Below are 21,111 nucleotides of genomic sequence, written 5' to 3' on the forward strand. Positions count from 1 at the left end.
TATAAAAGTCGCTAAAAAAAAGATCTGAAAATTCAATCACTAAGTTAAAGAAAAGCGTAATAATTAGCCAACAATTTATATTTGTAAATAATTAAAACGCTTCGATTAAAAAGAATCTTTTCATTGCATCAGTTAAATCGTCTGAAAATGATCTTTACTTAACCCAATTTTCCCTTTTAGTTATTTTTTCGCAAACAAAGAGTGTCAATACATTAATCATTATGTGGCTAAAATTATTCATGTAAGTTCTATCAAAAATTGATACAATCACGCATTATAAAAACAGGCAATTCATCGACCTTCTAAACAAAGAGGAAATTTCTCTAAATGACATTTTCTATCGGCCAACGCTGGATAAGCAACACCGAATCACAACTAGGTTTGGGCATTATCACTGATGTAGACGTCAGGCAAGTTTCTATAAGCTTTCCAGCAGCAGGAGAAGACAGAATTTATGCGATAGGTAATGCCCCATTAAGCCGAATAGTCTACAAAATGGGTGAAGAAATCATCACCACCGAACAGCAAAAAATAAAAGTGACTGCTATGCAGGAACAAAATGGAGTTTTAATTTATACAGGAAAAGACGAGTCAGGAAATAAGATTCAAGTGAGCGAGGTAGTCCTTAATTGCTTTATCAAACTGAACTCGCCACAACAAAGACTCTTTAGCGGATTATTAGACAAACTTAACACTTTTAAGCTTAGAATAGAAACTTTGAACCATTTCAGCAGATTGCAACAATCTAAAGCACGAGGGCTATTAGGTTCGCGTACCAATCATCTCATACATCAAATCTATATTGCCCATGAAGTGGCCCAAAGATTTGCCCCCAGAGTACTACTGGCTGATGAGGTAGGCTTAGGTAAGACGATTGAAGCAGGAATGATCCTGCATTATCAACTGCATACTGGCCGTGCTTCTCGAGTTCTTATCATTGTTCCAAATTCACTGATTCATCAGTGGTTTGTTGAAATGTTAAGACGATTCAATCTGCACTTTTCTATCGTTGATCAAAATCGATACGAGAGTTCAGCAAACACTTTGAATGAACCAGAGTATGAAAACAATCCAATTGAATTGGCTTTAGAGAATGTTAATCTGTTTGAAGATGAACAACTGGTATTGACCAGCCTGGATTTTCTTATGGAAAATAAAACAGCTCGTGAGCAGGCATTGGCTACGCAATGGGATCTTCTTGTAGTTGATGAAGCACATCATCTCTCTTGGTCCGAAGAATCTCAAAGTTCAGAATACACATTGATCGAAATGTTATCAGCTCGGAGCGCTGGTTTGCTTCTTCTTACTGCTACTCCTGAACAAGTTGGAATAAAAAGTCATTTCGCGCGCCTTCGCCTTCTTGATCCAGCACGTTTTTATGATTTTTCAGTATTTAAAAATGAAGAAAAACAGTACCAGGAAATTAATAAATTAATTCAAGAGTTAATTGATTATAAAGAAAAAAATGAAATAGATGATTTATCCCCCCAATTCTATCCCTATTTAAAACAATTTTTAGGAAAAAATGCCCCTACCAGCATTAATGCAACAATTAGAGAATTAATTGATAGATATGGTACAGGACGAGTACTTTTTCGCAATACGCGCGCTGCAGTGAAGGGATTTCCCAAACGAATAGTCCACCCTGTCGCATTAAACTGCCCTGCAATTTATTGTGAGATTAGTAAGGAGCACCACTCTTACAAACTTTATCCAGAAACTCTGATCAATGATGATTCTTGGGTAAACCATGACACTCGAGTTACCTGGCTTGTTGATAAAATTAATGAGCTACATCCTGAAAAAATTCTGGTAATCTGTGCAAATAAAGACACTGCTATTACGATAGAACAACACTTAAAATTAAAAACAGGTATTCGCAGTGCTGCCTTTCATGAAGAGTTAACCATTATTGAGCGTGATAGAGCAGCCGCTTATTTTTCAGAGAATGAGGATGGTGCGCAAGTTCTCGTTTGTTCTGAAATAGGCAGCGAAGGAAGAAATTTTCAATTTTCTCATCATCTGGTTTTATTTGATTTGCCATTAAACCCTGATTTACTGGAGCAACGCATTGGACGATTAGATCGTATCGGTCAAAATCATCCCATTGAAATTCACGTACCCTATCTAATAAGTACAGCACAGGAAAAATTATTTCGCTGGTATCATGAAGGGATCAATATTTTACAACACAGTTGTTCCGTTGGTTTTTCAATATTTGAAGCCTTCAAAAGTAGACTAGTGCCCATTTTGAGCGATACAACACAAGAAACAGAGAATAAGGCATTGGAAAAACTCATTACTGATACTAAATTATATACCCACCAAATTAAGGAAGCACTCGACGCTGGAAGAGACAGGTTATTAGAATTGAATTCTTGTAACCATGCTATTGGAAAAGAACTTATAGAAGCCATAGAGGCTGAAGAAAACTGTCTTGAACTTGAAAATTACATGACGCAAGTTTTCCAAGAATATGGCATCGCTCAGGAATATCACTCTGAAAACGCCGAAATATTACGTCCGAGTAACCACATGAAAACCACCCATTTTCCTGGATTAAAAGAGGATGGAATGACTGTCACCTATTCTCGCCCTAAAGCTCTTATTCGTGAAGACATGGAGTTTTTAAGTTGGGAACACCCTATGGTACATGACTCAATTGAAATGATTCTGGAATCAGAGCTGGGTAATGCCACGATTACCACCATTTCAATCAAAAGTATAAAGCCAGGAACTCTCTTTCTGGAAACTTTTTATACAATCAATACTTCAGCCCCTAGATATCTACAGCTTGACCGATTTATCCCTTCATCGCCAATTAGAATATTGATGGATGCACATGGTAAAAATTTATCGAATATTTTAAGTTATGAGCAACTCAATGATCTATGTCAGCCGGTTAAACGTCATCTTGGTTACCCTGTTATTAAACAAGTTCGAGAAGATATTGAATCCATTTTGCAACAAACTAACCAGATTGCAGAAACCCAGATGAAATTATTTATCGAAGAAGCAAAATCAAATATGGAACTCACTACCTCTCAAGAAATGAATCGATTGGAAGCATTACAAAAGTTTAATCCTACAATCCGCAATGAAGAGATTGAATTCTTTAAAAAGAAAATGTCAGAAAGTAGCCATTTCATAAATGCGTCTACCTTAAAACTTCAAGCGATTCGCGTTGTAATTAACCTGAGTTAATGAACAAATAATCATAAGACCATCTCTAACAGTAAAAAATTAACAATACATACCAGGGAATTTCAATAAGATGGTCATTAATTCTGATGTTTAATTATACAATTAATACATTGTGTTCCAATATTATTGAGAGTGACTAAATTTTGACTGAAATCAAAGAAATAGATATAATCTCATATAAGTCAAAGAGAATTTAATAAATAACAGCAAAAACTCTAACAACCAGATGAATGAATTTACGTTTTTGAGAAGAGTGAAAATAAATTCTCTAACCCCCACAGGTACTCTATGAAAACATTAATCAATCGAAATCGTTTTCTCAAAGCTGTTGAATACGTCAGCGAAAACTATTTTTCAATACCTTATTCAATAACTCCCATGGTGGGTCGTTGGTTTAACCAATTGGCAATGATTCAGCTCGAAAATGGCAAATTGATTCATTTAAGTGGCGACGTTGCCAGAAAATTCATCGACATCACTCTCGACGAAAAAGTAGTTGATCCGAAAGACATTGAGCTAGTACATAAATTCCATGCTGCGAATTCTGAATTTGAAAAAGAACGCATTGAATTGGTAAGCAAAATTAATCAACTTACCAATGCACTTAAAGAAAAACTTGAACCCCTGGAAATAGAACAAAAAACTGAAGAACTAAAAGAACAACAAGAAAAACTGCTTACTTTTGATTCTGATAAGCTAAAAGCCAAACAACTATATGATAATCTTGTAGCTCGAGGCCAATCCTCTTTAAATAAAGAACGTCTTGAATTGGCTTATGGCTCTAAAATAAAACACATCGTGTATCGCCCTAATCATGGCTTGACTCACTCTACCCGAGCTGCGTATTTAATTACTGCCATACATGTGTTTAAACAGGAATATAAATCAGCACATAAATCCTTAACAGATCCTGAACTTGAAAAACTTCAGCTCATGATGTTATTCAGTGTAGTAGGAAGACAAGATGAGACAGGCTTTAATGACACTGGACCCAATGTATTAGGTCGAGCAACTTACGAAAGTTTCAGGGTAAATTCCGGTAAAGAATATCTCAAATACAGCAGGATTAATGTCAAAAATCTCTATGGAGATAACCTGGAAGAACTGTATCGGGATGCTATTATAGTAGAGCTAATGGGTTACACAGATATTAAAGATTGTCTGGATAGACGAACAACCCCACCAGAAGTTTTTATTGATTATGTGATTGAAAAAGAGCGCACCCAAAATCGAAAAATTACTCGTGAAGCAGCGCTCACCTTGATTACAAAAAAAACTTACAGTATTGAAAAATTATTTCCTGAGGGCAAAATTCGTGAATTAGCTGATGCCAAGCTGAATATGATGAACAGAGCCCATGGCCTGGAGCTGACCCGATGCTATCCCCTTTATCCTGAAAAAGAGGGCGGTGCCAAAAGTATTGGTATTCTGAACACCTATTTAAACCAATCCGGCCTCTATAAAACACTCAATAGCCTGGATGTTGAAAAATTAGCATCAGTATTTAAATTAATGCGCTGTAGCTTCGATGTTTTGGATCTGACAGGACAAAACTCTATGTTTGGCTTTATTTCAAAAGAGACATTCGAAGCACAAAAAGAAACAATATTAAATGCTTTAAAAGAAATTAATGTCAGATTTCAACCACCTGTTTCTTCTGCGAATCGTACCAAACTGCTTGAGGAAGCACGTGCAGTAACTAAAGAAATAAGTTTGTTTTGGACTCTTCGCGATGATAATGAAGAGATACTTCTTGAATCCTATCGCTCTCTATTACTTCTGAAAGAAACGGCAAAACACTTTACTGCTGCAAACAAACTAAATCCCAGTAAGAAGATGTTTGATTTTCAACACAGTGAAGAAGGCAAACCACATCAAGTGGACCACCACATGAATGCCGTGAGTTTGGTCAATGCATTACAAACCATAACGCCAGTGCCGGGACTTACTCAGACTGCTTTACCTGTCATTTCCAAAGTAAAACACGACAGGCCAAAAAATATAGTCACGACCTTTTTTGATGACCGTCAACAGGCAGAGTCCTTTAAAGAAACTTACAGTATCCTCTTTGGTATTACACCAAACATTAACAGCACCGACGAAGAAAAATTTGCTATTGAGGTCGACAGAAAAAATTACCTGCAACTGGTCAAAGAGAGACAGGTTGAATTCAAACAAGTCTCTGTACCTAAGACAGTGAGCCGAGAAGAATCTCTTATTGGTGAAAATGGCACTGTAGAAGCACTAAATTTGATTGAGCATAGTCGAGCACTAGTCCGACTCGTCTCAACTACTCCTTTAAGTGGAGAAAAATTCCCCGATTACGATTATCTATTAAGAACCTTGGAAGACCCTGTTCACGAGCGATATACACCTCCTATAAAAGAGTTTGAAAATTTTCCGGTTGATCATACAAAATACTACGACCCAAGAAATGGAATCTGTTATGTGAGACGTGTAGTAACCTCTCCCTTACCAGAACTGCGTTTCCAAGAACCCATTACAGAACCAGTGCGATTCACAGATAAACTCTCTGATGGATTAACCACAGGCACACCAAGCGGGCCACGAAATACCATCTACACTAAAAAGCTCGCCCATACTTTGTTACCTCCTCATGGAAAAGTAAAACCTTTCCCCGGCTATAAACATAAAAGAAGTAACTATTTCCCGATTGGTATTCTTTCCAATATTGAACAAGTCGATTTAAAAGACGAACGTTATGTCTGGTCACAAAATATGTCGAGTTGTACCAAATTTTGGATAAGAGATACTTCAACATATGAAAAAAAACTACTTAGATTACTTAATGTGCAAAATGATGACCTAAATAAACCAAAACGCTATTCAACAGGTGTCATTGCTTATGATAAAAACAAGATACAGAAAGCCTCATCCTCTGATGTATTAATCAAATACCTGGAAAATAGGGCAGAGAAAATTCTTGTGTATCTTAACAATAAACATTACCGTCCTAATGATGCAGCAATTCAAGATTTTAAAATGCTGCTTCGACAGGAACTCAAAGAATATCTTGCTCAAGCATCCGGAGATAAGCCCGCGCAGAAAAGGATTAAAACAATATATTCCGCATTAGGAGAAAGATTAACCCTGGAAGAAAAAAGAAAACACCCTAAATATGCCATATCTATTCGCGAACTGGTTGAATTACAGAAAAAATCTCAAGACACAGAAGAGCATAATGAAATATTGGCAGGCAATACAAAAAGCTCCGTAAACGCCCTTTACGCCTGTAAAGATACATTATTTGATCGCTTAAACCTGGCATTCCATGCACTACAAATAAAAAAACAGTATCACTATGATCTACCACTTCTCATCATCAGTGAGAATAAACCGCCCTATCATTATACTGAAGCTATGATTAAAGCGGATCTGGAAGATGCCTACAGTTTATTAAAAAATAATAATTTTCCTTTTGACAGAGAAATATTCCCGGTATATGAACTTGATAAAGAGGGACTCTTTGTTATTAAAAATGGCGAGGCTGTAATCAAAAAGAATGAACGTGGCCATGAAATCAAAGAGCCTAAAAATATTAAATATCAAATAGATCTATTAAGAGACTTATTTAAACTCGGATTACCTGAACTAGACAATTTGGGTCAGATAAAACGCGGCACAATTGATAAATCAGAAATAACAAAAGTGCAAGTAGACAAAGCAATCGAATCCATAGTAGAGCAAATGGATATCATAGGTAACGTCAGGCGTGAAAGGAGACTAATGCAAAAAATCTTCGCCAAACCTGATCCAAGACCCAAAGAAGATTTTTTCCTGCGTGCTGTAGCCCTTGGTCATCAAGTGCTAGTTAAAGAAATTCTAAGCCGTGATGATTTCAAACCTGCTCTGGAACTATTAGGAAAGTCCGTTCAATTCGCAGAAAAAAATAATCATATTGAATTAAAAAATACTCTATCCGAACTTTGGGTAACTGAAAATACTGGATACAAAGAGTTGAAATCACTCATTGAACAACTAGACTCTTTTAAAGATAAAGAACTCTCATCTGAAGCCCTGGTAGATGCTCAAAAAAAACGTATAGAAATTATTATTAATGTAATCAATCGAACTCAGATTCTCCAAAAACGAATTAATCTTCCACAAGAATTTACTGAACTCGTCCAACAAAAAATGCCAGAGGTATTTTTAAACAATGCTTCAAGGAAAGCAAAAAATGAAACTCTGGTTACAAAGTTTAAGGAATTACTAAATAAAAACCCTGAATTAGTAAATCCTTATGCACAAATACTAGCTAATAATCAAATGGTCAAATTAGACCAATTGATTGAGATTTATGATGAACTTGGAATTGAACATCTCTTCAATACGCTAACTATTATTGGGACACGAGGTTGGGATGCCGGTAACAACTATCGGCTTTTAATAGAATTTAAAGAAACGGAAAAAGCGAAACAATACCTTAAAGATGAGCATGCTTTACAAGATAAAAGTCTTGAAAATATTAAACAAGAATGTGAAAAATTGATTAAACAAATTGAACATGCTGGCTTGGGTAAGCGCGATACTGCCACTCAAGATTATTGTAAAGCAATGAGGGACATGATAGAAAAAGGAAAAGGGGATTTTGTCATGATGGCTATGAGCTTACAACAATTAAAGCAGATTGATGCAGCGGTGCATTCCCCTGAAATGAAAGCCATCAAAAAACAGGTTGAGCGGCTTGAAAAAAATGCTGAAAGTCTTTTTAGCATCGGCAATAGGAGTAAAGCAAACCGAATCAAGGCAGCTGTAGCAATTGTACCATTAATTGAAAGGATACATATCTTTTCAAATGAAAACAGTCCAACCTGCAATAAAGTGAGAATTGCTCTTGCTTCACATAGGATATCCTTTGCAAACCCGGTTAACCAGAACAACAGGGTCACTTCAGAAAATGCTGCTAAAAGTTTCACAGAAGTTGAGAAAGTGGCAAATTCCAAAAAATCCAAAGAAGCAATTAGATTATTTTACAATAGAGCAAAGGTAGAAAAAATTGAGGATGAAACACCAGTTAAGTCACCCACTGTTAAATAATTAGGTCTGAATCACTGTTTGAGTCAGGATAAATTAAAAATTAACATAACCTGTAATCACTAAAGGAGTTTCCATGATATTGATTAGTTTACTAGATGCTCATGCTTCTTCATCATTAAAAACTTACAGTAATGAAAAGGAACTAGCCAAAAGAAATGACCTATACACAGGGGATGATTTTTATTTTGGTTTTGACAGCAGCAATCATTCCTTTCTGGATATTATAGGAGGCAAAAAGCCTCTAGCCATTAAATATGGGCAAACCTTATGTCTATATAAACAAAGTCTTGAAGGATGTTCCTGTACAATCTATTGTATAGATCCTGAAGAAAGAAAGTTAGTTCCGATAATTTCCATAAGCGCAAAACCAGAAGACACCTTTGTATTTCAGAAAATACTGCCATGGTCTTTTACCGATTTTTACCTGAATAGAACCCAACCTACTGAAAAATTGGAAAGTGCTAAAAGCAACATAGCTCATTCGGAATATAGAATTCAAGATGCCATTGAGAAGATAATTACAGGCCAATGGCCTAGTGATAAGCAACTGGAGAAGTTAAATAGTGACATTTTGGATCTTCACGGCCAATGCTCCAATTTGAAAATTACGGTGCATGATTTAAAACAAGTAAAAGAACTCTTGCATCCAGAAGTACCTATACCAAATGTAACAAATTTTATTACTCCCCACTCCCCATTTCATAATAACGCCAGATTAACCATTGATTTTATTAAAAACAAATTTCCTAATCAAATAACAGTCAGATTCATAGAAGACGGCTATCCCAGAATTGAAATCATAGCACCTGGTCTGGAAAATGACAGCTCATACACTGCTGTTTACAAGAATACCTCTCCTATGCTTTATGAACAATTCAAGTCTTCTCTCAGTAATCCTGAAGAACTGACTTCCTTACTTAAGGAAGAATTTGCAGATATGGTCGATGAATTTCTATTAAAGCAATGTTCACTACAAACAAGAGAATCTCAACAAAGCTCAAAAATACTGCAACTTCGCTAAACGAACATTATCCCATAAAGCTTGTCCCCGGCAAAAGCGGAGATTCATAGCATTGATATGGGATACACTCCAAAAGAGTCTGATTCGATATCAAAAAATAACATCATTTTTGATATCGAACTCACATTAAATTAGGGTTGAATTGTAAACACATCATGATGCTTTATTCTATTTTTTATAATGTAAACAGTCCTACCCTACCAGGATCCTATCAATAATATAAAAAAAATTACTTTTTATTTAAAAAAAAGAAATATATGAAAATTATAATTGCATATTACTTAAATTTTGTTCATAATAGACAATATTAATTCTATAGTGGTCTACAATAATCAATATGGATGTTTTTTAAGTAGTCAACTAAATAAACTTCAATATTGAATCAGGCACTGCAGTGAAAACACTAATTGATAAAAATCGCTTTCTGAAAGCTGTTGAATACATCAGTGAAAATCATTTTTCTAAACCCTATTCCATTACCCCAATGGTGGGTCGTTGGTTTAACCAATTGGCAATGATTCAGCTTGAAAATGGTAAATTAATTCATTTAAGCGGTGATGTCGCTCTAAAATATGTTGACATTATTCTGGATGGAAAAATTGTACCTCAAGAAGACTTAAAGCTCGTACATAAGTTTCATGCTTCTGATTCAGAATTTGAAAAAAAACGATCTGAAATAGAAGATAAAATCCTTGAACTCACTAAAGCCGAGAAAGAAGCTGTAGAATCCGAAAAAGCAGAAGAAATTCGCAAGGCTCTGGAAGAACAAAAAGAAAAATTAAAATCATTTGACTCAGATAAATTAAAAGCAAAGCAATTGTATGATGATATTGTTGCCCGAGGCCAATCCACTTTGAATGAAGGACGTCTCGAAGGTGATTTTAATTCTAAAATAAAGCATATTATTCATCGTCCAAACCATGGTTTAACTCATTCTGTCCGAGCCGCCTATTCCATTACTGCAATACATGCTTTTATGCAAGAACAGAATACCGATTATAAAGCATTAACCGAGCCTGAACTTGAAAAATTACAGCTGATGATGCTGTTCAGTGTTGTAGGCAGAAGAGATGAAACAGGATTCAACGATACTGGGGCAAATAAATTAGGACGTGCCACTTATGAAAGTTTCAGAGTGACATCCGGAAAAGAATACCTAAAATACTGTAGTGATAATGCGAAACATCTCTATGGTGATGATCTGGACAAGTTTTATCAAGATGCAATTATTGTCGAATTAATGGGCTATTCCAATATCAAGGATTGTATTGATAGACGAACTTCACCGCCAGAAGTGTTCATAGATTATGTGATTGAAAAAGAGAAGGGGCTTGGAAACATCGTCTCACGTGAACAAGCGGTAACCTTGATTACCAAAAAAAACTATACCATAGCAAAATTATTTCCCGTTGGCCCAATTCGTGAATTGGCTGATGCCAAGCTTTCCATGATGAACAAAGCCCATGGCATTGATTTAACTCGCTGTTATCCTCTGTATCCTACCAAGGAAGGAGGAGCAAAAAGTGTTTCTATCTTATTTTCTTATTTAAGTCAAAGTGGCTTATTCAAAGCAGTAGACAGCGCTGAAACTGCAAAATTAACTTCCGCATTCAATATATTGCGTTGCAGTTTCGATACTCTGGAGTTAACTGGACAAAAATCCATGTTTGGATTGCTCTCCAGAGAAACCTTTGAAACAAAAAAAGAAGATATCATAAAAGCTCTAAAAGAAATCAACGAGCAATTTAAACCACCCATTTCTGTAGAAAATCGAATTAAATTTCTTTCAGAAGCAAAAGCGTCCATTAAAGAATTAAGTCTTATCTGGAATTTGAATAGCCCCAGTGAAGAATCTCTCCTGGATTGTTATCGTCAATTCCTGTTACTTAAAGAAACAGTGAAACATCTTACTGATACGGAAAAACTAAATCCCAGTAAGAGCATGTTTGATTTTCAACACAGTGAGGAAGGCAATCCACATAAAGTGAACCACCTCATGAATGCCGTGAGTTTGGTTAATGCATTACAAACCATAACACCAGTACCAGGACTTACTCAGACTACTTTGCCTGTAATTTCTGCTGTAAAACATGATAGGCTGGGTAATAAAGTTACTGTTTCTTTCGAGAGTCAGGAACAAGCTCAATCCTTTAAAGAAACTTATGATATTCTTTTTGGTGCTAAAGTGGATATTATTGAACATGCACCCAAACAATTTTCTATTGAAGTGAACAGGGAACATTACAAGCAATTACGTGATGATAAATTGATTGAGTTTAAGCAAGTTATTGTACCTAAAGTGATTAATAGAGAAGAGTCTTTGGTTAATCCAGAGGGTAATATTACTGCTTTGGATATGATACAAAATAGCCAGGCTTTAGTACGTCTTGTTTCTACTACGGCATTAAGCGGCGAGACTTTTCCTGATTATGATTATCTTTTAAGAGCTTTTGAAGATCCGGTTCATGAGCGTTATACCCCTCCTATTCGGGAGAACATACATTTCCCGGTAATTCATGGAAAATACACTGATCCAAGAACAAACAAAGTTTATGATCGAAAAGTAGTGACAACAACACTTCCTGATGTTCGTTTTCAAGAGCCTGTAACCGAGCCGGTTAAGTTTGAAGACAAGGTGTCCGATGGTTGGGTTGTGGGAAAACCAGGGGCTCCTCAAAATACTATTTTTACTAAAAAACTGGCTCATACTTTACTACCTCATCATGGTAAGGTGATACCATTTTCAGGTTATGCAGAGAAAAAATGGAATTATTTCCCTATTGGGGTTCTTTCAAACGTTCGTCAGGTTGATTTGAGAGATGAACGCTATATCTGGTCTGAGAATATGGATACGGTGACCAAATTTTGGGTAAAAGATCCTTCGATAACTGACAGACAGTTTTATCGCTATTTGAATGCCCAGATGGAGAAATCCGGAGAGCCTAAGCGTTATTCCAAAACCAACGTTATTGCTTTGGACAAAAGCAAACTTCTTAAAGAAGGCAGCACGAAAGAAGAGCTCATAGACCATTTACAAAAGAGAAAGAAAAAGATTTTTGATGTTCTTAATGCTAAGGGTTACCGACCAGGTGATGAAGCATTACAGGACTTTAAAATGTTGCTACAACAAGAACGGAAAATATATCTTGAGCGTTTTAATGGGAAAAAAGAAGTACAAAAAGAAATTAAAGAGCTCTATTCGGCAATGACTGAACGTATTAATATTGAGGCTGCTAGAAAAAGTTCGAAATATGCGATTAATCTTAGTCAATTAGTTGAACAACAGAAAAAGAGCATTGAGGCTGGGGGGCATAATGAAATTTTGGCAGGAAATACCAAAGGGGCTACACAAGCTCTCTACGCAACTCGTGATCAACTCTTTGATCGTCTTAACCTGGCATTTCATGCTCTGGAAATTAAAAAGAAATATCAATACGACGTGCCTCTTTTGATTCTAAGTCAAGATAAGCCACCATATCATTATACGGAGGCGATGATTAAGGAAGATCTTAAGGCTGCCTATGCTCTTTTACGCAAAGGAGAATTTCCCTACGATAAAACTAAAACTATTGCTTACGAAATTGATTCCAAGGGAAATGCTCTGCTGGACAAAGATGGGAAGCGAATACGGAAGAAAACCTCTGGTGGTGAAGATGTTTATGAGGAAAAAAACCAGGTTTATCAAAAAGACTTATTAGTTAATCTTTTTAAATTAGCGTTGCCTTTAACTGATATCGAACAGCTTGAGAAGGGACAAATTGATTCTGAAACACTTGATGGAGAAAAAATTGATCATGCTATCGATTCAATTATTGATCAATTAGATATTATAGGTAACATCCGACGCGAAAAGAAATTAATGCAGGGAGTCTTCGCCAAATCAGATCTAAAACCCAAAGAAGACTTTTTCCTCCGTGCCGTAACACTTGGCCACGGCTCTCTTGTTGAAGAAATATTAAAACAAGAAGATTTTAAACCGTCACTACCCTTACTGGAAAAAGCAATTCAATTTGCTGAAAAAAATAACCATTCTGAGTTGAAGGAGTCATTAACTGAATTTTGGGCTACCCAAAATACAGAATTTAAAGAACTGCAAAAAGCAATTGAACAATTGAAGCCTCTGGAACCGATACTCAAAAAAGAGGATATGATGAAAGGAATGGCATTATTCACAACCTTCTATGCCATATCATTAATGCAAAGCAGGGTTTCACTACTACCTAGTTTTAAACTGGCGTTAGGACAGCGTCTTTTAGAAACTTCCTCTACAGGAGGCGAACAATTCAAATCCTATAGAGCTTTAAATGGAGAGAAGCTATTAGAAAAAATAGATATGGTAAAAGAGATTGGAAATCTCTATTCCTCTTTGAAAAATAAAATTCAACTGGATCCTGAGATTGAACTGCAGATTAAACAAAAAGTGGCTTCAGTACTTTTAAATTCTTCTTCAAGAAATGAGAACAACGAAAAATATCTTACTGAATTTATGGAATTATTAAATAAGAACCCGTCTTTAGCAGAACCGTATGCTCTCATACTTGCTAATAACCAAGAAGTTAAACTGGATAAGCTACTTGAAGTTCATCAAAAATTAGGATTGGAATATCTCACTAATACAATGAATATCATTGCAACCCGCGGCTGGGAAGATGGCAACACATACCAGCAATTGATTCGAATTCGGGAAACAGACACTGCTCAAAGATTCCTTGAAGACAAGAATGCATTAACAGGCGTTAACCTTACCAATCTTAGAGAAAGATGTGAAAATTTGATTTCTAAAATTAAACGATGTGGTTTTGGAGCAAGGGATGACGCAACGACACAATACTGTTCTGACATGTTGAAAACAATAGAGGCAGAACAGGATAACTATGTCTTGCTGGCCATGCGCTTACAAGAAATAAGAAGCATGTATCAATTAGTTTCTTCACCTGAAGTAAAAACAATAAAAAAAGAAATAGAACGACTGGAACGAGATGGATCCGGATTATGGGGTTATACTCCTATGTATTGGGGTAATCAGTCCAAAGCAGGACGAGCCAAAGAAGCGATAATTCAAATCCCATTGGAAGAAAGAATAAATGTCTTTTACGATACTGAAAATCCTGGTTATAGAAAGGTACAAGAAGCATTAGCACCATTTACTATGCCAGAGCATTTGCACCCTACAACAAAACAATCAAACAACAAAGAATTTATATCGAAATTCAAACATGAGATGGAGGAGATAAGGGAAGGAAATAAAGAAAATGTTCTCAACCGAGATAATAAAATGTAAATTTCCCCCCTGAAGGATTTAAGGAGTCATCATGATACCAATTAGTTTGCTAGCCGCGCACCCCTCATCAGCATTGGCTGCATACAATAATGTCGAACAATTAGAAAATCGAGAGGACTTATATTCAGGCGATGATTTCTATTTTGGCTTTAATAGTAGCAATCATACCTTTCTGGACATTATTGGAGGAAAACAACCTTTGGCTATTAAACATGGGCCTACTTTGTCTCTTTATGAGGAAAACGTAGCAGGATGCACCTATTCCATTTATTATATTGATCCATTAAAAAAAACAGTCCATCCTCTCATGACTATCTCTGCCGAACCTGGCGAAACCTATGTTGTTCAGCAATTATTACCTTGGTCATTTGTAGACTTTTATCTTCACGCCACCGTGCCGATTACCGAATCAGTAACCCCTAGCGGTAATTCGCCTACTGAAGAACAAATAGTCCAGAATACGATTACTCAGTTGGCAACTAATAATTGGCCTAATGATCAAGAGATACTGAATTTAAATAATGCTACTACCGCACTAAGCACTAAAAATACAAATATAAAAATAACACTCACTGATATCAAAGCACTAAGAGAAAAGATGATTCCGGAAATTCTTCCGACAACAAATGTTGATTTTATTACTCCTTATTCCCCTTTTTATAACAACCCCAGATTACCTACTGATTTTTTTACTGAGAAATTTCCTGAGCGTATCACAATCAGAGTAGTAGAAGACAACTATCCTCGAGTTGAAATCATTGCCCCTGGGCTATCTAACAATAATTTTTATACGGCGATATATAAAAAAACATCTCCTGAACTCTATGAACAATTTGTAGAATCACAGAGCAAAAATGAAGAACTGTCTAAATTGTTACAAAAAGAATTTCCAGATATAGCAACTGATTTTATAAAATTACATTGCGGTGAAATGGCTACGCCACTAAAAACACCAACTATTAACAAATAATGAAGAAATGTGCCTTGTGATATGATCATTAGAAAGTCTCATTCTAAATTTTAAAAACTGTTTGTTTATTAGATATACAAAAAAGTCGCGACACTCTATAATCAAATCACTTCAATTCCTTCATAGTTCATAGTCATTAAGGAGAGACAGTTATGCTGCATGATATTATTAAACTTCTTGCCAAGGACAAAGAGAAACAAGCCATAGAGGAATATACTGAGAAGGCTTTAAAAAAAACTGATCTCCCGCCTCAGATTAAAATAAAACTGGTTGAATTAAACCAGGAAAATCGCTTAAGTATTCTAAAACGGGTGATGATACACACTCTCAAGAATTTGTTTAAGAAAAAACCGGATGAGTTTTTCAATAATACCTATCACTATGATTGGTGGGCCTTTCCTATGTACGTACCACCAGAATGGAGATGGCCAAAAAGAAATTATGATGCTTCGGTTAGCCTTGATGAAGCAAAAATTCTATTATTTGATGATGAATTTGTATCCGCTTATTTGGAGTGTGTTTCCCTCTACCTGGAAGCGTTAAAAAAACATGGATGGAATGATTACCCCGTTCGATATGCGCGCATGATTCATTCTTTGGCTTTATTTACTAAAGCAGCAGGTACTATGGATAATATGGAATCAATATACCAACGCCTATCACAGAAAGGCGAAGAAGCCATTGATTTTGCAAACACTCATTTAGTCAAAAAATACCCAACTTATTCCTTATTGACTGAGGGAATGCAAACTCTCGAAGGCGAAATTAAAAAGTTTGAGGAATTTGTTGTGCAACGATCAATAAATGATGAAACAATAAATTATATAGGTTAGAAATGCGACAGCTTTAGTAGTCGTTCACGACCCTGTTAAATAGGGTGTCTTTTAATGTTAGCCTTAACTGATTTACTGTTTATGGATTATTATACATCTGCTCCCTCATGGTCGCGGCTCGGGTTATGATTATAATGGTGCAAAACCGAGCCGCGACCATGAGGGAGCGGATATAGTTGACTTGTAAAATAAAAAGTTATAACTGCACAGTAATATGAACCCTATTTTTTAAACACGGCCTGTGAACAATTACGAGCTTTATTTTCATAAACCTGTCGCAATAGGATTAACTCCAATATTAGGATTAATTCCACAATCATCCAGAATTTTCAATAAATTATTTCCTTTGCGAGTTAATCGCTTAATACAATACTCTTCCAGATAACTACTCAAAACATAATAGTATTCTTCTAAAATCAAAATATTAAGAATTTTCTCAGCTCTTTCTAAATGATGACTGTTTCCATGATCGCAAGCCTGAAATAGAATCCCCCCCAATAGCGCTGCAATACTCGCCTTACGCTCAGGGCCAGCCAAGTAAAAACGTTGAACACATTCGTCAAGCGCCCTGTCTTTATCCCACTCAACCCATTCATTGTACAATGACAAGGCTACATCAGAATTAAAATTCTCTACGCTCGTTAATTCTTGAATTGCATACGCGACAGGAACAACTGCTTGCACATTAGCCCAGGAACAATTGCCACTGATTTGGGAACTGATCGGCATTTGAGCAAAAGGAAGCAATCCCAGTTGTTGATTAATAACATGATGATAATATCGTCTGTTTTGCTTTTTATATAAAAAATCATTAATAAATTGAACAGTGAGCGCTTCTGGTCTGGTTATTCGATAAATATTAACGCTTCCTTCTTTCAAGCTATTTTCACCTCTATCAATTTTTGCCCACCACTGGTGATATCGTACAAAACACAAAGCATGTCCGCGGCTTGCAGCAGGAAGAATTAGCATGGGTGCCTGTAATAAGTCGGCAATACGTTTAAAATGCTGCTCATTAAGTCTAGGGTGATGTTGATACTGCAATAATTCTGCAGCATCACTAAAAGAATCCATAATATTATGAATTAATGGGAAATGTTCCCTTAAGTGGCGAGTAGAATAACTACTGATAAATCTCCGCAAAGAATCTTTTACTACTGCAACAGTAAATTCCAGAATAAACCCTTCATAGTCCAATTCAATAAATTCACCTTTAGCATTGACTATGTCTACGTCGCCTTGGAGTTCGAAACGATGTCCAATCAATTTGGCATTAATAAAATCAAGGGCAAAATCTAACTTGGCACCATGATGGTACAACAATTGTTTTATGGCATCTTGCCCACGCAAAACAGGATAAACCAATACACAAAGCCCGTTACGAGTATAGGCATTAGGATCAGCACCATAAGTTAACAGGAGCCTGGTCATATCCAAATCATTATTATCGACAGCCCAATGCAAAGGGGTGCGCCCTGTGACATCCGGTTTATCAATATTGACTTTTCTGGCAATTAATTGTTCTGCTATTTTTACTTGGCGAGTGATAGCACACTCTATCATGGGAGTAAAACCATATTCATCGATATCATCCAGAGATTCGCCCTCGCGCAGATAAGCGTCAAAATCAGGCATTCTATGGCTGATGATATCGTTCGCGATACTCATTTAGGGCCCCCGGGGAGTAGGTGCTGTAGTAAATTTTGGCATGTTACCTAAACGCAATTGTTTTTCTTTGTCCTGTTCTCTTTTCTCATTATCAAACTCCCTTCGTGCTTCCGTATTAAGAGGTGGCTCAGGGTTTAAATTAGGATCTATGCCATCAAAGCGCTGACTGTCCAGCTCTGGGTGTTGCAATATGTTGTTTTGTAACTCTCCTTCAGGCGCAACTTTCATTTCTTCATCAGGATGCTCACGTGCTTTTACAGACGCAAATCGTCTTTCCCCCTGTTGCTCAGCTAAACGTCTCTTCCTTTCCATGGATTTTGTTTCAGCTATCAAAAAAGAACTTTCTCGTTTATCAGTAGGCAAACGGGTTGGTAATTCGGCATTAAATACTGATCCCAGCAATACATAAACCGCCCCGGAACCTCCGTCTTTAGGTTTGGCACTATGAAATGCCAATACTTCATTGATTTGGGGTAACCACCGATTAATTAAGTTTTTTATTAAGGGAGGTTTGTCCTGAGAACTGTCTGTACCATGAATAACCAGGACACACTGTTTATTATTTTTTATTTGAGTTTGGATAAATTGATATAAAGCCTTACGAGCCGATTCCGTTTTTTGACCGCTTAAATCCAATTGGGCTTCACAAGGAATTAGCCCATTTTTTAAATCATTAAACCGTTTTGATGATAAATTAGACCTAGAGTAAGACAATACAGTACTCGCAAGCACTATCTCTTCAATCTCATCGGATAAATAATATTCTTTCGCCATCTTTTCCAAAATTTAATAGATATATAATAAAAGTATAACTTAGGATATAAAAAGTATGGCATTTTTTCTAACAGACTTCATTATTATGGTTATGTCGCCATCACAAAAATTCTCTTTGCAGAATTTCAGCAATTTGCACAGCATTAGTTGCAGCACCTTTGCGGATGTTATCAGCAACTACCCATAAATTTAATCCGCAAGGATGAGAAATATCCTGTCTTATACGCCCAACAAAAACATCATCGTGTCCTACCGCGTTTTTAATCACCGTGGGATAACTTGCTTTAGAAATATTATCTATTACGGTCACACCAGGAGCCTTTGCAAGAAGAGCACGAGCATCATCGGCAGTCAAAGGTTTTTTTAATTCCACATGAATCGCTTCGGAATGCCCATAAATAACAGGGACTCTAACAGCAGTAGGATTAACCATAATATCGTTATCTTCCATAATCTTACGAGTTTCCCAAACCATCTTCATTTCTTCACGGGTATAACCATTGTCTTCAAACTGATCGATATGTGGGAGAACATTAAAAGCAATTTGCTGAGGATAAATTTGAACTTTGGCTGGTCTACCATTCAAAAGGTCTCCTACCTGAGCAACAAGCTCGCTGATAGCCTTTTTTCCAGTTCCTGAAACAGACTGATAAGTCGCCACATTGATACGAGTAATACCAGCCGCATCATATAGAGGTTTTAAAGCAACTACCATCTGGATAGTAGAGCAGTTGGGATTAGCGATGATGCCTCTTTTAGTATACTCCGCAATTCGATGAGGATTAACTTCAGGGACAACGAGAGGAATATCATCGTCATAACGAAAACAAGACGTATTATCAACAACCACGCATCCTGCAGCCACAGCTTTTGGAGCGTATTCTTTTGAAACAGAACCACCCGCAGAAAATAAAGCAATATCCACCTTGCTAAAATCAAAATCCGCCAGATCGAGAACATCGAGTTCTTCGCCCCTGAAAGTAACCGTCTTACCCACTGAGCGAGAACTGGCTAATGGATAAAGATATTCTATTGGAAAATTCCTTTCCTCCAAAACAGTTAAAAAAGTTTCTCCAACAGCGCCCGTGGCACCTACGATAGCTACATTCAAACGTCTGCTCATTATGACCTCATAATGTAATGATCATGAATTAAAAAATAAAGTATTAATATAACCGTATTAGCTAAGCCTAATACGGGCTTTTATTTAGAGCCAACAGTGCTATGAAATAACACTGCAACACTGCGCCTTGTGTCGCAAATAATGATCCATTAATACCAAAGCCATCATCGCTTCAGCTATTGGTACAGCTCTTATCCCCACACAAGGATCATGCCTGCCTTTTGTTACTACCGTAACCTCTTCTCCTTGAGTATTAATTGTCTGGCCAGGGGTTGTAATACTTGAAGTTGGCTTTAGAGCGATACTTACCTCAATTGGTTGCCCTGTAGCTATACCTCCTAAAATACCACCAGCATTATTACTCAAAAATCCATCCTGTTTCATTTGATCTCGATGCACGCTTCCTAACTGTTCAACAGCATTAAAACCAGCACCTATTTCAACACCTTTTACCGCGTTAATCGACATCATGGCATAAGCTAAAGTAGCATCAAGTTTATCAAATACCGGATCACCTAGCCCTATCGGCACCCCCCGTGCTGCTATCTTCACTCGTGCACCCACTGAATCACCTTGACGTCTTAACCTGTCTATATAATCAGCTAATTCTTGAATTTGCTTGTTATTAGGGCAAAAAAAAGGATTTTTATTGATTTCCTCTTCGTTTTCAAACTTCAACTTCAGATCACCCATTTGTTGCAAATAACCAATAATGTCCACGTTGAAATGACGTTGCAAATACAACCTGGCAATAGCGCCTGCAGCAACTCGTGCCGCCGTTTCTCGTGCAGAAGAACGCCCCCCACCCCGATAATCTCTGTGCCCATATTTATGATGATAGGTAAAATCAGCGTGTCCTGGGCGAAACAAATTTTTAATGTCCTCATAATCTCTAGAGCGTTGATCCGTATTCTGGATCAGTAATGCAATGGGAGCACCTGTTGTCTTCCCTTCAAAAACACCAGAAAGGATTTGTACTTGGTCTTCTTCTCGTCTTTGAGTGGTGTATTTGGATTGACCGGGTTTACGTTTGTCTAAAAAAGGTTGGATATCCGCTTCATTTAAAAGCATTCCAGGTGGGCAACCATCCACCACACATCCGATAGCAGGACCATGGCTTTCACCAAAGGTTGTTACCGTAAATAATGTTCCAAAGGTATTCCCTGACATGTATTTCTC

At 36.7% G+C, this 21,111-nt stretch carries 10 protein-coding genes; 6 read left to right on the plus strand and 4 right to left on the minus strand.

What is annotated here, in order from left to right; all coding sequences use genetic code 11:
* Window positions 1-327: 327 nt before the first annotated feature.
* From rapA to ACZ5EK_RS11695, 6 genes are all read left to right on the plus strand, one after another.
* A complete protein-coding gene (rapA, locus tag ACZ5EK_RS11670) occupies window positions 328-3,204 on the plus strand; it encodes an RNA polymerase-associated protein RapA (protein WP_464429754.1) in 2,877 nt (958 codons plus the stop codon).
* A gap of 288 nt (window positions 3,205-3,492) precedes the next feature.
* Window positions 3,493-8,262 carry a SidE phosphodiesterase domain-containing protein gene (locus ACZ5EK_RS11675; protein ID WP_464429756.1) on the plus strand — a complete coding sequence of 1,590 codons (4,770 nt, stop codon included), beginning with the start codon at window positions 3,493-3,495 and terminating at the stop codon, window positions 8,260-8,262.
* A gap of 73 nt (window positions 8,263-8,335) precedes the next feature.
* Window positions 8,336-9,283, plus strand: coding sequence for a hypothetical protein (locus tag ACZ5EK_RS11680; protein WP_464429759.1), 948 nt, complete (start codon window positions 8,336-8,338; stop codon window positions 9,281-9,283).
* A 394-nt stretch (window positions 9,284-9,677) separates the two neighbouring features.
* The gene (locus ACZ5EK_RS11685; RefSeq protein ID WP_464429761.1) at window positions 9,678-14,564 is read left to right on the plus strand and encodes a SidE phosphodiesterase domain-containing protein; all 4,887 of its coding nucleotides are present in this window, start codon (window positions 9,678-9,680) and stop codon (window positions 14,562-14,564) included.
* 31 nt (window positions 14,565-14,595) lie between these two features.
* The gene (locus ACZ5EK_RS11690; RefSeq protein WP_464429763.1) at window positions 14,596-15,534 is read left to right on the plus strand and encodes a hypothetical protein; all 939 of its coding nucleotides are present in this window, start codon (window positions 14,596-14,598) and stop codon (window positions 15,532-15,534) included.
* Between the two features lie 152 nt (window positions 15,535-15,686).
* Window positions 15,687-16,367 (plus strand): hypothetical protein, encoded by a 681-nt coding sequence (locus ACZ5EK_RS11695; RefSeq protein WP_464429765.1) that lies wholly within the window; start codon window positions 15,687-15,689, stop codon window positions 16,365-16,367.
* A 264-nt stretch (window positions 16,368-16,631) separates the two neighbouring features.
* Here the strand turns inward: ACZ5EK_RS11695 and ankH are convergent, their stop codons facing one another.
* From ankH to aroC, 4 genes are all read right to left on the minus strand, one after another.
* On the minus strand, window positions 16,632-18,035 hold the full coding sequence (gene ankH / locus ACZ5EK_RS11700) for a Dot/Icm T4SS effector AnkH/LegA3 (protein WP_464429767.1): 1,404 nt from the start codon (window positions 18,033-18,035) through the stop codon (window positions 16,632-16,634).
* The gene (locus tag ACZ5EK_RS11705) at window positions 18,036-18,809 is read right to left on the minus strand and encodes a Smr/MutS family protein (protein ID WP_464429769.1); all 774 of its coding nucleotides are present in this window, start codon (window positions 18,807-18,809) and stop codon (window positions 18,036-18,038) included.
* A 100-nt stretch (window positions 18,810-18,909) separates the two neighbouring features.
* Entirely contained in the window at window positions 18,910-19,932 is a 1,023-nt protein-coding gene (locus tag ACZ5EK_RS11710; protein WP_464429772.1) for an aspartate-semialdehyde dehydrogenase, read from the minus strand.
* A gap of 99 nt (window positions 19,933-20,031) precedes the next feature.
* A complete protein-coding gene (gene aroC / locus ACZ5EK_RS11715) occupies window positions 20,032-21,102 on the minus strand; it encodes a chorismate synthase (RefSeq protein WP_464429773.1) in 1,071 nt (356 codons plus the stop codon).
* Window positions 21,103-21,111: the final 9 nt, after the last annotated feature.

This window comes from Legionella sp. JM-2024, assembly GCF_055389095.1.

Excerpts from the sequence above, each read along its gene's own strand:
- aroC (WP_464429773.1), bottom strand. The coding sequence starts at position 21,102 with ATGTCAGGGAATACCTTTGGAACATTATTTACGGTAACAACCTTTGGT.
- ACZ5EK_RS11675 (WP_464429756.1), top strand. The coding sequence starts at position 3,493 with ATGAAAACATTAATCAATCGAAATCGTTTTCTCAAAGCTGTTGAATAC.
- ACZ5EK_RS11705 (WP_464429769.1), bottom strand. The coding sequence starts at position 18,809 with ATGGCGAAAGAATATTATTTATCCGATGAGATTGAAGAGATAGTGCTT.
- ankH (WP_464429767.1), bottom strand. The coding sequence starts at position 18,035 with ATGAGTATCGCGAACGATATCATCAGCCATAGAATGCCTGATTTTGAC.
- rapA (WP_464429754.1), top strand. The coding sequence starts at position 328 with ATGACATTTTCTATCGGCCAACGCTGGATAAGCAACACCGAATCACAA.
- ACZ5EK_RS11690 (WP_464429763.1), top strand. The coding sequence starts at position 14,596 with ATGATACCAATTAGTTTGCTAGCCGCGCACCCCTCATCAGCATTGGCT.
- ACZ5EK_RS11695 (WP_464429765.1), top strand. The coding sequence starts at position 15,687 with ATGCTGCATGATATTATTAAACTTCTTGCCAAGGACAAAGAGAAACAA.
- ACZ5EK_RS11710 (WP_464429772.1), bottom strand. The coding sequence starts at position 19,932 with ATGAGCAGACGTTTGAATGTAGCTATCGTAGGTGCCACGGGCGCTGTT.
- ACZ5EK_RS11680 (WP_464429759.1), top strand. The coding sequence starts at position 8,336 with ATGATATTGATTAGTTTACTAGATGCTCATGCTTCTTCATCATTAAAA.